This window comes from Helicobacter fennelliae (genome assembly GCF_900451005.1).
GTDB classification, from domain to species: domain Bacteria; phylum Campylobacterota; class Campylobacteria; order Campylobacterales; family Helicobacteraceae; genus Helicobacter_B; species Helicobacter_B fennelliae.
In genome coordinates this window covers 59,579-73,525 of the sequence record NZ_UGIB01000001.1, presented here as the reverse complement: position 1 = coordinate 73,525, position 13,947 = coordinate 59,579, and the positions used below count along the sequence as shown (strand labels likewise).

Sequence of the window (13,947 nt, the reverse complement as noted above, 5' to 3'; positions counted from 1 at the left end):
ACTTTTGATAATATTTGACAATGCAAAAATCACAACAACATCACAAAGTGTAAAGGAGAATCTATGCTAGAAATCAGATGGCATTCACGAGCAGGGCAGGGTGCAGTTACAGGAGCAAAGGGGCTTGCTGATGTAGTCGCGACAACGGGCAAGGAAGTGCAAGCTTTTGCTCTGTATGGTTCTGCCAAAAGAGGAGCAGCGATGAGTGCTTATGATAGGATTGATGATAAACCTATCTTAAATCACGAGAAATATATGGAGCCAGATTATGTGCTAGTAATTGATCCGGGGCTTGTTTTTATCACTGATATTTGCGTCCATGAAAAACCAAATACAAAATACATCATCACGACACATCTATCAAAAGAAGAGCTTATCGCCAAAAAGCCCGAGCTACAAGGCAAAACACTATATATACTTGATTGTATTCAAATCGCTTTAGATACGATAGGCAAACCTATCCCAAATGCACCTATGCTTGGGGCATTTATCAAAATCTCAAATCTTTTGGAAATTGAGTATTTCAAAAAAGCTTTTACAAAGGTTTTGGGCAAAAAACTTCCTCAGTCTATTATTGATGCAAATATGCAGGCGATCCAAAGAGCCTATGACGAGGTCAAATAAAGGAGGAGATAATGAATGATAATATGAAAGGTTGGAATGAATTAGAAATTGGTTCGGTGCTTTTTCCATTTCAAAAAGATGGATTAGAGGTATTACAGCAGCACAATAACGAGCGTGATTACACAGATGAGAGTTCGTTTAAAATGAGTGTCGCGCATTGGCGGATTGATAAGCCTGTGCATAATAGCTCAATTTGTATTAATTGTTTTAATTGCTGGGTGTATTGCCCAGATGGTGCGATTATGGCAAGAGATGATAAGCTTAATGGCGTTGATTACGCACATTGTAAAGGGTGTGGAGTATGTGTAGATGTCTGCCCTACAAATCCAAAATCTTTATTGATGTTTAATACCCATGAAGAAAATGCGAGTGCCTTAGAGAAATGGCCAGCCAAAGAAGAAAAGAAAAAAAGAGAGGAGTAAGCTATGGCAAAACAAATGGAACTAGATGAAGTCGTTGTATGGGACGGAAATACCGCTGCATGCCAAGCTATGAGGCAGGCTCAAATTGATGTTGTTGCTGCGTATCCTATCACCCCATCAACGCCTATCGTGCAAAATTATGGGACTTTTGTAGGCAATGGATATATTGATGGTGAGTTTGTGCTTGTAGAATCCGAGCACGCCGCGATGAGTGCGTGTGCTGGAGCGGCTGCTGCAGGCGGTAGAGTCGCGACAGCTACAAGCTCTCAAGGCTTTGCGTTGATGATTGAAGTGCTCTATCAAGTTTCAGGAATGCGCTTGCCTATCGTGCTTAATCTTGTCAATAGGGCTTTGGCTTCTCCGCTTAATATCCATGGCGATCATTCTGATATGTATTTGGGGCGCGATGCTGGGTGGATCAATTTATGTGCGAATAACCCACAAGATGCGTATGATTTAAATCTCATTGCTTTTAGGGTGGCTGAAGATATGCGAGTGCGATTACCCGTGATTGTAAATCAAGATGGGTTTTTGTGCTCTCATACCGCTCAAAATGTCCGACCATTGAGCGATGAGGTTGCGTATAAATTCATCGGAGAATACCAAAGCAAAAATGCGCTTTTTGATTTTGAGCACCCCGCTACTTATGGTGCGCAAGCAGAGGAAGAGTGGCATTATGAGCATAAAGCACAGCAGCATAATGCACTTATGCAATCAAAAGAAGTGATTGAGAGTGTGTTTGCGGAGTTTAAAGCACTTACAGGCAGAGAGCACAAAATCGTTGAAAGCTATAAGGCTAATGATGCTGATGTGATTATTTTTGCACTTGGCACGACAGCAGAATCTGCAATGGTCGCAGCCGACAATATACGCGCTCAAGGGATTAAGGCGGGCGTTGTGTGCTTAAAAATGTTTCGACCTTTTCCATATACAGAAGTCGCCCTCGCACTCAAAAACGCCAAAGCCATTGGCATTATGGATAAAAGCTCGCCCGCAGGCGCGATGGGAGCGTTATTTAATGAGGTTGCAGCGGCATTGTATCAAGCAAAAGATTCAAATCACCCAGTGCTTAATAATTATATTTATGGGCTAGGCGAGCGCGATATTACTCAAGTTGATCTTAATGCTATTTTCAAAGAGCTAGATAGTAATGCAAAAGCAGGCAAATTAGTATGTCCGACACAGCAGTTCATTGGCTTGCGCGGGACAAAAATGAGTTTTTATTAATTAAGGAGTGCATTATGGTAACAGAAGTAAAGAATCTTAAACAATTTTCAAGAAGTGCCGAAAAATTTGAAGGCTCTCACCTTCTTTGTCCGGGTTGCGCACATGGTATCATCGTGCGTGAAGTATTAAATGCAGTGAATGGACCCATTGTCATCGGCAATTCTACGGGTTGTTTGGAAGTTTCTACTGCGGTGTATCCTCATACAAGCTGGGATGTGCCTTGGATTCACATAGGGTTTGAAAATGGCTCAACTGCTGTGGCTGGAGCTGAGGCGATGTATAAAGCCCTTGCCAAAAAAGGCAAATTCAAAGGAGAAAAGCCAAAATTCGTGGCATTTGGCGGAGATGGTAGCACTTATGATATTGGGTTTCAGTGGATTAGTGGTTGCTTTGAGCGAGGACATGATATGACTTATATTTGTCTTGATAATGAAGTATATGCCAATACCGGTGGGCAGAGAAGTGGATCTACGCCTCTTGGATCGAGCACTTCTACGACGCCAGCAGGAAGCACAAGCTATGGCAAAAAAGAGCGCAAAAAAGATATACTTTTTGTGATGGCAGCGCATGGAAGCCCCTATGTCGCGCAAGTCGCTCCAAACAAATGGAAAGATATGAATAAAAAAATCAAGCAGGCTATTGATACGCAAGGACCGACTTTTATCAACGCGATGAGCGCATGCACAACAGAATGGAGATTTGAATCTAATCGCACGATTGATATTTCAGATTTAGCGGTTGATAGTTTGGCGTTTCCATTGTTTGAGATCATCAATGGACGCGAGCTTCACATCACATACCGACCAAAAAATATCGTTCCTATTCGTGATTATTTGGGCGCACAAGGAAGATTTAAGCATCTCTTTAAGCCAGAAAACGAACATATCATTGAGCAGTTTCAAAAAGAAGTTACAGAACGTTGGGAGCATTTGCAACGTTGGGAAGAAGCAAAATTATAAGAATTAAAGTATAAAGAATTTAAAAAATACATAAAAGAAAAACGCAATTTTATTATGTAATAACTCAAAATACAGAATCTAGGTTCTGTATTGGCTAGAACTGCGACAAGCCTAAGAATGACGGGCAGAGTGCGTCAAAATAATATAGAATCTAAATTCTAGCTTTTAAGCGATTTGAGCTACGAGATTTGTTTTGCTTCGTCAATGAGCCATGAGTTTTATTTCTTTGAAGTTCTATTTCCTCACTCAAAACTTCACAATCTATCAAGCCCTTGCAAGCCCTTGCAAACTCATCTTAAAATCTAGAATTTTTTACACGCTTTTTTTGTGTTTTCATAGAATCTAGGTCTAAAATAGATTCTGGTTTGATTCCCTATGGAGTTCCTCGATAAGCCTAAGACATAGAGGGAGGCAAAGTATTTTGTTTTGGATTCTAGAATCTTATACGCAATATCTATTCAAATTATTCATGCATTAACTAAATCCTGCCACTCAAAGTCTTGAAACTCACGTTTAATTGTGCTACTGACTTTAAACTCGCTAATAAAGACATATTCATGAGCGTTTTCTTTGACGACAAGTCGAAGCTCTCTTGTGCCGCTATTGTTTTTGGCGTATTCTGAGATTTTGCGGAGTTGTTGGGATTGGATACTTGTATTTAAAATAATTGCTAGAGGACAAGTTGAATCCTCTAGCTCTTTTGGCTTCATATCAATAGGAATAATTTCGCTAGATTCTAGATTAGATTCCACATCAGAATCTAACGCTTTTTCTTCGTTTTTGGCTTTAAATTTCAGTTTTATTTTTTGCTCTTTGGCTTGCTCTAAAGTCAGTATTTCAAATAATTTAAAGCCTATGGTTTCGTTATAGTCTTCGATTTTGCCTTTGAGCGCGATAGGAATGCCTGTATCAATGCTATCAAGCATATCTAAATGTTTCTCAAAAATATTAAGCTCAAGATTGCCAGAGAGATCCATGATATTGACGACTCCATAAAGTCTGCCGGATTTTTTGGAGACTTTCTTTTTGATGTCTATGATTTTGCCGATAATCATCACATTTGAGCCCACCTCTAAGTCGTCAAGCTGCGAGATTTTGGCGACTCCTTTTATGTTTTTTAGCATATCTTTGTATTCTTCCATAGGATGTCCGGAGACATAGATTCCTAGACATTCGTATTCGTATTCAAAAAGGCTTTTTTGATCAAGCTCAGGAATATGCTCAAGATTGAGTTGTATATTTGATGAAAGCTCTTCTGGTGCATCGCAAAATAAAGATTCTCCGACTGAATTATTAAGCTTTTCTTTGTTGCGTCCGATTTCACAGATTTTGTCAAGATTGGCAATCATACTCGCGCGCGTGTAGCCTAAATTATCAAGGCTTCCTGATTTGACTAATGGCTCGAGAATCCGCTTTGAGAGCTTAGAGAAATCCACTCGCGAAACAAAATCCTCTAGATTTTTAAATGCTCCATCTTTTTTTCTTACTTCGATAATATTGCGCAATGGCTCTTCACCAGCACCCTTGATCGCACCAAGCCCAAATACGATTTTTTTGATTGGAGCATCGTTGCTATTTGTCGCGTCAATAACGCCAAAGTGTTGATTAGAGATATTGACATGCGGAGGCAGAATCTCGATGTTTAAGTTTTTGACTTCTTCGATGTATTTTGCGACAGATTCTATTTTGTTTGACTCGCTTGTAAGAAGTGCTGCCATAAACTCATGCTCATAATATGTCTTAAGATATGCTGTCTCAAATGTAATCATCGCATAGGCTGCAGAGTGAGATTTGTTAAATCCATAGCCTGCAAACTTCACAATCAAATCCCAAAGCTCCTCAGCCTTTGCTCTATCATAGCCATTTTTTTGCGCACCATTGGCAAATTTAAGTTTATTATCTGCCATAATTTTTTCATCTTTTTTTCCCATTGCCCGACGAATTAAATCCGCTTCTCCAAGCGAGAATCCACCTATAACTTGCACGATTTGCATAACTTGCTCTTGATACACAATCGTCCCATAAGTTGGCTTCAAAATTGGCTCTAGCGCATCAAACATATAAGTGATAGGCTGCAATCCATGCTTTCTCTCTACAAAATCATCAACCATTCCAGACTGCATAGGACCAGGGCGTCCTAGAGCAATGATAGCGATAATATCTTCAAAGTTTGTGGGTTTAAGTCGTTTATTGAGAGCTTGAAACATACCAGATTCTACTTGGAATATCCCAAGTGTATCGCCACTTTGGAGGATTTTATAGACTTCAGGATTATTAAAATCCTCTTTCAAAAAGTCAATATCCCGCCCATATCGCTCTTTGATGAGCTTGAGTGCATCATCAATCACAGTGAGTGTTTTAAGCCCCAAAAAGTCAAACTTCACCAAATCCACTGCTTCTAAATATTTCATAGAATATTGCGTAACAATCATTCCATCTGTCTTATCGCTTGCATAAAGCGGGGTTTTGTTCCATAGTTCATTATCGCTATCAACGACAAGTGCAGCTGCGTGTTTGCCGGCATTGCGATTAAAGCCCTCAAGCTTTAGTGAATACTCCCATACTTTTTTGGCAAGCTCATTGTTTTGGATTGTCTCTTGGATTTTGGGCTCAAGCTCCCACGCGCCATCTATCCATGCGCCATCTTTTTCGTAGCCTTGAAGAGTGATTCCTAATTTATCAGGAATAAGCCTTGCAAACTCATCAGCTTCTTTGTAAGGCATATCAAGCACTCTTGCCACATCGCGTATCACGCCTTTTGCGAGCATTTTACCAAAGGTAATTACTTGTGCGACATTGTATTTGCCATATTTTTGGATCATATAATCAATAATCTCATTTCGTCTGCGCTGACAAAAGTCTGTATCAATATCAGGCATAGAGATTCGCTCAGGATTCAAAAACCGCTCAAACAGCAGATCGTATTGTATCGGATCGATATTGGTGATCCCAAGGCAAAAAGCTACCAAACTTCCAGCCGCACTTCCTCTGCCCGGACCCACAGGAATCCCCATTTGCTTGGCATAATTGATAAAATCCCACACAATCAGCATATAGCCCGGAAAGTTCATTTTTGAGATGATGTCTATTTCGTATTCAAGTCTATCTTTGTAGAGTTGGTATTTTTCTGCGGGTATATTTTTGAGTCGCTCATTTAAGCCCTCTCTTGATTTGTGTTTGAAATACTCCTCATCAGTTTTTATATCTAGTCCTTCTTTGGTGACGTATTCTTGAGTGAATTTAAATGAAGGTGGGGTTGGTGGATTGGACTCATTTTTGAGATCGATTTCAAGGTTGCATTTTTGCGCTATTTCTTGGGTGTTGGCTAATGCTTCAGGAATGTCTGCAAAGAGCTTTTGCATCTCTTGTGGTGATTTGACATAGAATTCTTTGACGCTATGGCGCAAGCGATTTTTTTCTGACATTGTCCGACCCATACCCACGCACATAGCGATTTCTTGAAAGCTCGCGTCATCTTTTGTGGGGTAGTGTGCGTCATTTGTTGCGATGATTTTTATGCCCGTTTCTTTTGAGATCTGAATGATTTGCTCATCGATTCGCTCTTGCTCGGGGATACCATGGCGCATAAGCTCAAGGTAAAAATCCTCGCCAAAAATATCTTGATATTCTAAAGCAGCTTTTTTGGCAGCTTCATATCCGCCAGCTCCAAATTTGAGATTGCGCTCGCTTAGGTTGAGATTCCAGCTGACTTCGCCCGCCAAACAAGCCGAAGAGCACACTAAGCCTTCTTTATGCTCGCGCAAGAGTTGTTTGTTAATCCGGGGGTAATAATAAAATCCATGTATGAAGGCTTTGGAGCTTAGTGCCATAAGGTTTTTGTAGCCTTCTTGATTTTTGGCATAGAGGCACAAGTGGTATCGTTGTTTGACAGATTTATCGCCTAGATTCTCGTTATTATGCAAATACGCTTCGATACCTATGATTGGCTTTATGCCGTTTTTTTTCATTTTGGTATAAAAATCAATAGCCCCAAACATATTGCCATGATCAGTCATCGCAACACTTGTCATACCTAATTCTTTGACTTTTTTGGCGAGGACATCAAGCTTATTTGCTCCATCAAGCAGGGAGTATTCTGTGTGTAAATGCAAATGTGTATAACTCATATTCTGCTCCATATTTATGTATTGATTTTGATAGTTGGATTTTACATTTTTTGTCTTTATGATTTGGTTAGATTTAAATTTTTGCATAAAGATTTCAAAAAAAGATACAGACAAAAATCAAAGCCAAAAAGAATTTATAAATAATATTTTTTATCATTTATGAAAAAATATTATTTTAATTAAAAAAATTTTTGATAGAATGCAACTCGCAATTATCAAATCACACAAAGGAGCAAATTATGAAAAAGATAAATGCAGTATTGGGGGTAAGTGCTTTATGTGTAAGCTTATATGCACAAACTCCAGCAGAGCTTATCAAAAAAGCCAAAGATTCTGGATTGCAGCCACTTCCAAGCGGAAAAGAACTCAAAGACTATCAAATGCAAAAAATCAAAGAAGGCAAAATTGCAGAAGGGTATGCAGCCAAACTCACGCCTGCTCAAATTGAATTAGGTAAAAAGCTTTACTTTGATCCTAGAATCTCCAAATCAAATCTTATCTCTTGTAACACATGCCACAATCTCGGACTTGCAGGGGTGGATTTGGTGCCAGCGGCAATCGGCGATAGATGGCAACCAAACCCAAGTCATTTGAACTCTCCAACTGTGTATAACTCTATGTTTAATGATGTGCAGTTTTGGGACGGACGCTCTCATGACTTAGGAGATCAAGCCAAAGGACCTATGGAAAACCCTGTGGAAATGGCAAATAAGGCTGCTAATATCGTTGAGAGAATCACCTCAATTCCTGCATATGTCGATGAATTTAAAGCTGCCTATGGCAATAATGTAAAAATTGACTTCAAACTCATCGCTGATACAATCGCGCTATTTGAAATGACGCTCAATACCCCAAGCCGATATGATGACTTCTTAAATGGCAATGCAAAAGCATTAAGTAAAGAAGAGCAAGAAGGCTTAAATGTGTTTATAGATTCTGGTTGCACCGCTTGCCATACAGGGATAAATCTCGGTGGATCAATGCAGGCATTTGCGGTTGTCAAGCCATATAAATTTGCTCAAGTAGGTGGATTTAAAGGTGATGCAAATGGAATGGTTAAGGTGCCGACATTACGAAATGTTATGGAGACAATGCCATATTTTCATAACGGACAATATTGGGATATAAAAGATGCGATTAAAGAAATGGGTGATATTCAATTAGGGCAAGAAATTAGCGATAAAGATGCTCAAAAAATGGAGACATTCTTTAAGGCACTTACTGGAAAATATCCAACAATCACATATCCAATCCTTCCAGCTAGCACAAATAAAACTCCAAAACCAGTGCTTTAGTTGGCTAAACCTAAATATGAATCCCAAATGTATCAATATTTTGGGATTCAGCTTGATTTAAACATCTTTAAGTAAAATTATAGCTTTGTTAGAAATGTATTTTAGCGTTTAAGCTTGGCTACATTTTATAATAATGTGCTTGCAATTTTGTTTGTATTGACTTACATACTTGCTACTTATACCAAATGCGGAAGTGGCGAAACTGGCAGACGCACCAGACTTAGGATCTGGCGCCGCAAGGCATGGAGGTTCAAGTCCTCTCTTCCGCACCATTTTGTTTATGCTTTTTGTTTCTCTCGTTTTTATCTCTTAAGTTTATTTATTTACATCAAATCTTTATAGCACTTTGATTTAATCTCAATCAATCACTTAATAAGTGCGCTTATGGCTTTGAAACTAGGGTGTTTGGAATCTTTCATTGCTCCAAACAAAATAGATTCTGTGTTGGTGATTTTGGCACCCTTTTGGCGCATAAGCCAAATCGCATTGTCGTGATTGTCGCTATTTCTTGAACTTAACGCATCTTCTGCTACCCACACATCAAGCCCAAGAGTAACGCTATGCCACACGCTTTGAAGCACGCAGACATGCGTTTCTATGCCAAAAAATACAAGCGTTGTGCGTTTGGATTGTCTGATAAAATCAGCGATAGACTTATCACCAAAAATGCTAAATGATGTTTTTTCCATAAGTGTGCATTGCGGGATCTCAAGATGTGTGGCGCGAGGATTTTTGAGATTTGATATTTGAGGATTTGGGGCTTGAGAATCTAAATTTCGAGAATCTAAATTAGTGCGAGAATCTAAAGAGTTGGCGTTTGGATTTAGGCTAGATTCTAGATTCTGACTAGGGCTATTATGATTGCTATCACTGCTATGATTATTTGCGATGAGAAATTCTTTAAAACCCAAAGATTCATCTGTTGAGCCAAGCCCTTTGGGGTATTGTTCTGTGATGAGTATAGGGATATTGAGTATTTTTGCGCCTTGTAAAAGTGTGCGGGCATTTTTTAAGACTCGCTCTTTGTAGCTCATCGCGCCTAAGAGCTTTGTTTGTATATCCACACACACAAAAAGCGTCTCTTGCGGGATTAAAAGCCCATTATTAACATGATAAGTTTGCGCACTTGATTGTATGTATTGCATGGATTATCCTTAAAGCTGTAATACGATAGTCGCTGTGTCGCGGGCGATGACTAGCTCCTCGTTTGTAGGCACGACGCAGACTTTGACTTTAGAATCTGGCGTTGAGATGACCACCTCTTGCCCGCAGATGTTATTTGCCTCCACATCAAGCTTAATGCCTAAAAACTCCAAGTGCTCAACTATCATTCCGCGTATAAATTTCGCATTCTCGCCCACGCCTCCACAAAAGCTAATCGCATCTACGCCAATAAGCACCGCGCAGTAGGAGCCTACATATTTCAGCACGCGGTAGGCAAAGGCAGCGCGCGCGAGTTTGGCGCGCTCATGCCCTTTCAAATCCGCATCAAGCAGATCCCTAAAATCACTTGAGATTCCAGAGATCCCTAGCACGCCCGATTTTTTGTTAAGAATATTGACTATTGCCTTAGTGTTTAGCCCCTCTCTATCGGCGATATAGTCCAAAATTGCCGGGTCCAAATCCCCACTACGCGTCCCCATAATAAGCCCTTCAAGCGGTGTTAGTCCCATGCTTGTGTCAAGGCATTTGCCATTTTTTATCGCGCTTATTGAAGAGCCATTGCCAAGGTGGCAGACAATGATTTTTGAGTGATTAATATCAAGCCCCAAGAATTCCGCAGTGCGCTGCGAGACATATTTGTGGCTTGTCCCATGGAAGCCGTATCTGCGCACTTTGTGCTTTTCATACCATTCATAAGGCACGCCATACATATATGCCTTTGGTGACATGCTCTGATGAAACGCAGTGTCAAAAACTGCTACCATTGGCTTATTTGGCATACACTCTAGCGCGGCGTGTATGCCCATAATATGCGCTGGATTATGCAAAGGTGCAAGCGCGGCGCAATCCTCGATGTTTTTTATCACATTCTCATCAATCAGCACAGAGTTTTGGAAATACTCGCCACCATGCACGATCCTATGCCCTACTGCTGCAATCTCTTCAAGTGAGCTAATCGCGCCGTTTGCAGAATCTGTGAGTGCCTCTAGCACAAGCTCCACAGCGCGGGAGTGGTTTAAGATCTCCATTTCTTTTGTGCTTTTGACGCCATTTTTGTTTTTGTATTGGAGCATCGAGCCATCAATGCCGATCCTATCGCAAATCCCTGAAGCTAGAATCCCTTCTGTGCGTGTGTCTATGAGCTGAAACTTTAAAGATGAGCTCCCGCAATTTATCACCAAAACATTCATTATTTCTCCTTTTGTTTGTGATTGTTAAAAATAACTTAACCTTTTTCATATTAAAGCATACAAACTTAATGAATCATTTTGGATTGAAAGTGTGTCGCTGTGTATAAAATACTCAAAAACATATCATTCAAGCAAGCCCGCTTTTTTGTCTGGCGCAAAAATACTATGTAATTGCGTGTCTGTGAGGTTGAGGTCAAACACTTCTTTGTAGTAGATTTTGGTTTGCTCTAAGACATTAATGTTGCTTTTTGGATTGTTTTGGGCTTGAAGCCACAAAAGCAAAATCGGCAAATCCGCACCGGGCGCAAAGGGGCGATACGATCCGAGCGGAAACTTATATACGCGCTTATTTTGGATAGCCTGAAGTGGCTGCCAAAGCTTAGATTGTAATAGATCCTCAGGAAGCAAGGAGTTGAAATTATTGAGATAAATAATATCAGGATTGAGCCTGTAAATCTCTTCAATCGTTGTATTGATGATATTTTTATCATTTATCGCGTTTGTCGCGCCACTATATTTGAGTAGATAGTTTGCAAAGATTCCACCAATGCTAAAGGATTTGTCATTATCAAATCGATGAATGATAAGCACTTTTGGTGGATTCTGGCTTGCGTGTTTGCTTGCGTTTTGCTCGATAATTTTGACCCATTTGAGGATTTTTTGTGCTTTTTGCTCTTGATTTAGGATTGGTGCGATCACATCAAGCCAGCCTTTGAGCGTTTCGTATGAGTTGTAATCCCACTCACTCACGCCAATTTCAATCGTTGGAATCTTGCTTTTTTTCATTGCTTCACAGAGTTTGATACTTGCATTATGGCAGATAAATAAATCAGGATTAAGCTTTAAAAGCTCCTCGATATTTTCGCTATTGCCCGCTTGTATGGCATTGATTTCGGGATAGAAATCAAGCAAAAATGAATGCTTCATCGCATTTATGCTCGCTTTTGGGATATAGATAAGCGATTTTGCGCTTGATTCAAGCATTACAATGAGCGATGGCATAGGCCACATTCCGCCTCCTACGACTATGCGCTCTGGCTTTTTGGGGATTATTGTTTTATAGCCTTTTGGATCGGAGTATTTAAATGGATAATCCGCGCCAAAGCCACAATTTACAATAAATGCTAGAAGTAAAATCTGTATGAATGTTTTGTGTTGTGATGAGTGTTTTGAATGTTTCATTGTTTCTCCTTGATGTTTTAGAATCTAAATTTCTGATTTACATAGAATCTAGATTCTGTTTATGGATTTTTGGATTGCTTCGTCCTATCGTCCTCGCAATGACAAGCCCACCCCGTCATTGCGAGCAAGGTTTATCCTTGCGTGGCAATCCATAGAATCCACTTTTAGATTCTAGATTCTAATTTGCAGCCATATCCTGATGTATCCACTCCATAAAATTATCAAAAAACCCTTCAGTTTTTGGCATAAATCCTTGTCCTAAGTGAAATTCTGGATCAAGAGAAGTGATGTAGAGATTGCCTTTGAAGCTTGTATCTTTGTAGATGATACTTTCATTTAGCTCATTTATAAGAATGATTTGTGCATTTTTTGGCGGATAAAAAGCCCCATGACAATGCCACTTTGCGTCATCTACATTTATTTTTGAAAACAACTTCGCGCCATCTTTGCCCACATAAAGTGGCATATCAGCACCCGGGATGAGCCACCACCAAAAATTCACCGGATAATCCTTCCATTCGATATTTGGCAGATAGGGCTGTGTGATCTCTCCAAATGAAATAATATGCCCGCCAGAATCTAAAAAGTCTTGGAATTTTTCTTTGTATCGCATAAGGTGTGAGGCGTTGATTCGCGAGGCTAAAACGATATAATCAAACGCGCTCAAATCCACAGAATCTAAATCGTGAAAATAGATTCTCGCGTCAAAAAAGTGTGCGTATTTTTTGTTTTTGTTGAGAAAAAAGTAATGATGATAAGACGCTCCACCTGTGATAATCGCATTTTTGAAGCGTTTGTTTGGCGTTTGGTGCAAGTTTTTGGCATTGCCTATTGTTTCTGTTTTGGTGCAAGAGGTATTGTGTGTGGCATTATGTGAGGCATTGCGTAAATCATCTTGCGCGTAGAATCCAAAATCACTCACAACTTTAGATTCTAGCTTTTTGTTGTTGGCAGTTTGTGTAGCTTGCGTATCTTGCGCGATTTGTGTATGTTGTGTCGCTTGTTTGTTTGCTTTGTTTGCTTTATTTGAGGCTTCTTTTTGTGCCAAAAGCTCTTTTTCAAGCCAAGAAAGGAGATTTACTCCCATTTTGCGCGCGGTGGTATTATCAAATAGCCCAAAAGTAAGCAAATCCGCCCCAGCAGTAGCAAGGATTACGCCATTACTAGAATCTCTATCGATATACCCGACACACTGCTTATCACTATCACTTAAAAATATCTCAAGATTGTGTGTTTTGGGGAAGTTTTGCATATCAAAAAATCCACGATTAAAAAACCCTTTCACGCCTCTTCGGTGATTAATATCATATTCGCGCACACCTTCAAAGATGATTTTTCCAGCATGAGAATCTACAAACTTCACTTCTCGATCGCGTATAGGCGTCTCGCTAGTGATATATGCGCTTGTATATGGCAGGAAGTGAGAGAAATTATTGGCAAATGAAATCACTATGCCACCGCGATTGAGATGTGAATACAATCTATGGCTAAAGCGACTCAAAAATACTTCATCAATATGCATAGGAATCACGATTGTGCTGTATTTTGAGAGATCAATATTTGGGAATTGCGTATATACATCAATATGCTCGATGATGTTTTTATACAAAAAACAATCAGAAATATTATCCATAGTCAGCACACTAGAATCTAAATATGCGATTTTTCCAAAAGTATTTAGTGTGCTGTAAGCGTAGTGGTGTTTGGCAAGTGCATTTGTATCCATTGTAATGTCCTTTTTGTTGTGGTTTGTTTTG

10 protein-coding genes and 1 tRNA gene are annotated in these 13,947 nt (G+C 39.7%); 6 read left to right on the top strand and 5 right to left on the bottom strand.

Translation table 11 applies throughout. The annotated features are described in order from the left end of the window. Positions 1-63 precede the first annotated feature (63 nt). From DY109_RS00455 to DY109_RS00440, 4 genes are read left to right on the top strand one after another with little or no spacing between them, the layout of a single operon-like run. Positions 64-624 carry a pyruvate flavodoxin oxidoreductase subunit gamma gene (locus DY109_RS00455; RefSeq protein WP_023946355.1) on the top strand — a complete coding sequence of 187 codons (561 nt, stop codon included), beginning with the start codon at positions 64-66 and terminating at the stop codon, positions 622-624. A gap of 23 nt (positions 625-647) precedes the next feature. Next, the gene (locus DY109_RS00450; RefSeq protein ID WP_034549220.1) at positions 648-1,046 is read left to right on the top strand and encodes a 4Fe-4S dicluster domain-containing protein; all 399 of its coding nucleotides are present in this window, start codon (positions 648-650) and stop codon (positions 1,044-1,046) included. Positions 1,047-1,049: 3 nt separating this feature from the next. Continuing rightward, positions 1,050-2,273 (top strand): 2-oxoacid:ferredoxin oxidoreductase subunit alpha, encoded by a 1,224-nt coding sequence (locus DY109_RS00445; protein WP_023946350.1) that lies wholly within the window; start codon positions 1,050-1,052, stop codon positions 2,271-2,273. A 14-nt stretch (positions 2,274-2,287) separates the two neighbouring features. Then, entirely contained in the window at positions 2,288-3,232 is a 945-nt protein-coding gene (locus tag DY109_RS00440) for a thiamine pyrophosphate-dependent enzyme (protein ID WP_023946348.1), read from the top strand. A 467-nt stretch (positions 3,233-3,699) separates the two neighbouring features. On the opposite strand, the gene dnaE is transcribed toward DY109_RS00440, so the two are convergent. Beyond that, positions 3,700-7,371, bottom strand: a complete 3,672-nt coding sequence (gene dnaE / locus DY109_RS00435; RefSeq protein WP_034549218.1) for a DNA polymerase III subunit alpha — start codon at positions 7,369-7,371, stop codon at positions 3,700-3,702. A gap of 227 nt (positions 7,372-7,598) precedes the next feature. Here dnaE and DY109_RS00430 point away from each other — a divergent pair, with 227 nt between their 5' ends. Further along, positions 7,599-8,654 (top strand): cytochrome-c peroxidase, encoded by a 1,056-nt coding sequence (locus DY109_RS00430; RefSeq protein ID WP_023946341.1) that lies wholly within the window; start codon positions 7,599-7,601, stop codon positions 8,652-8,654. Positions 8,655-8,841: 187 nt separating this feature from the next. Next, positions 8,842-8,926 (top strand) — tRNA-Leu (locus tag DY109_RS00425). 93 nt (positions 8,927-9,019) lie between these two features. On the opposite strand, the gene DY109_RS00420 is transcribed toward DY109_RS00425, so the two are convergent. The 4 genes from DY109_RS00420 to DY109_RS00405 form a co-directional block, all read right to left on the bottom strand. Then, positions 9,020-9,799 (bottom strand): isochorismatase family protein, encoded by a 780-nt coding sequence (locus tag DY109_RS00420; protein ID WP_023946339.1) that lies wholly within the window; start codon positions 9,797-9,799, stop codon positions 9,020-9,022. A 9-nt stretch (positions 9,800-9,808) separates the two neighbouring features. Next, positions 9,809-11,008 (bottom strand): acetate/propionate family kinase, encoded by a 1,200-nt coding sequence (locus DY109_RS00415; RefSeq protein WP_023946337.1) that lies wholly within the window; start codon positions 11,006-11,008, stop codon positions 9,809-9,811. Between the two features lie 123 nt (positions 11,009-11,131). Beyond that, positions 11,132-12,190: an ABC transporter substrate-binding protein gene (locus tag DY109_RS00410; protein ID WP_023946335.1), complete on the bottom strand. Its 1,059-nt coding sequence runs from the start codon at positions 12,188-12,190 to the stop codon at positions 11,132-11,134. A 178-nt stretch (positions 12,191-12,368) separates the two neighbouring features. Beyond that, the gene (locus tag DY109_RS00405; protein ID WP_023946331.1) at positions 12,369-13,916 is read right to left on the bottom strand and encodes a hypothetical protein; all 1,548 of its coding nucleotides are present in this window, start codon (positions 13,914-13,916) and stop codon (positions 12,369-12,371) included. Positions 13,917-13,947: the final 31 nt, after the last annotated feature.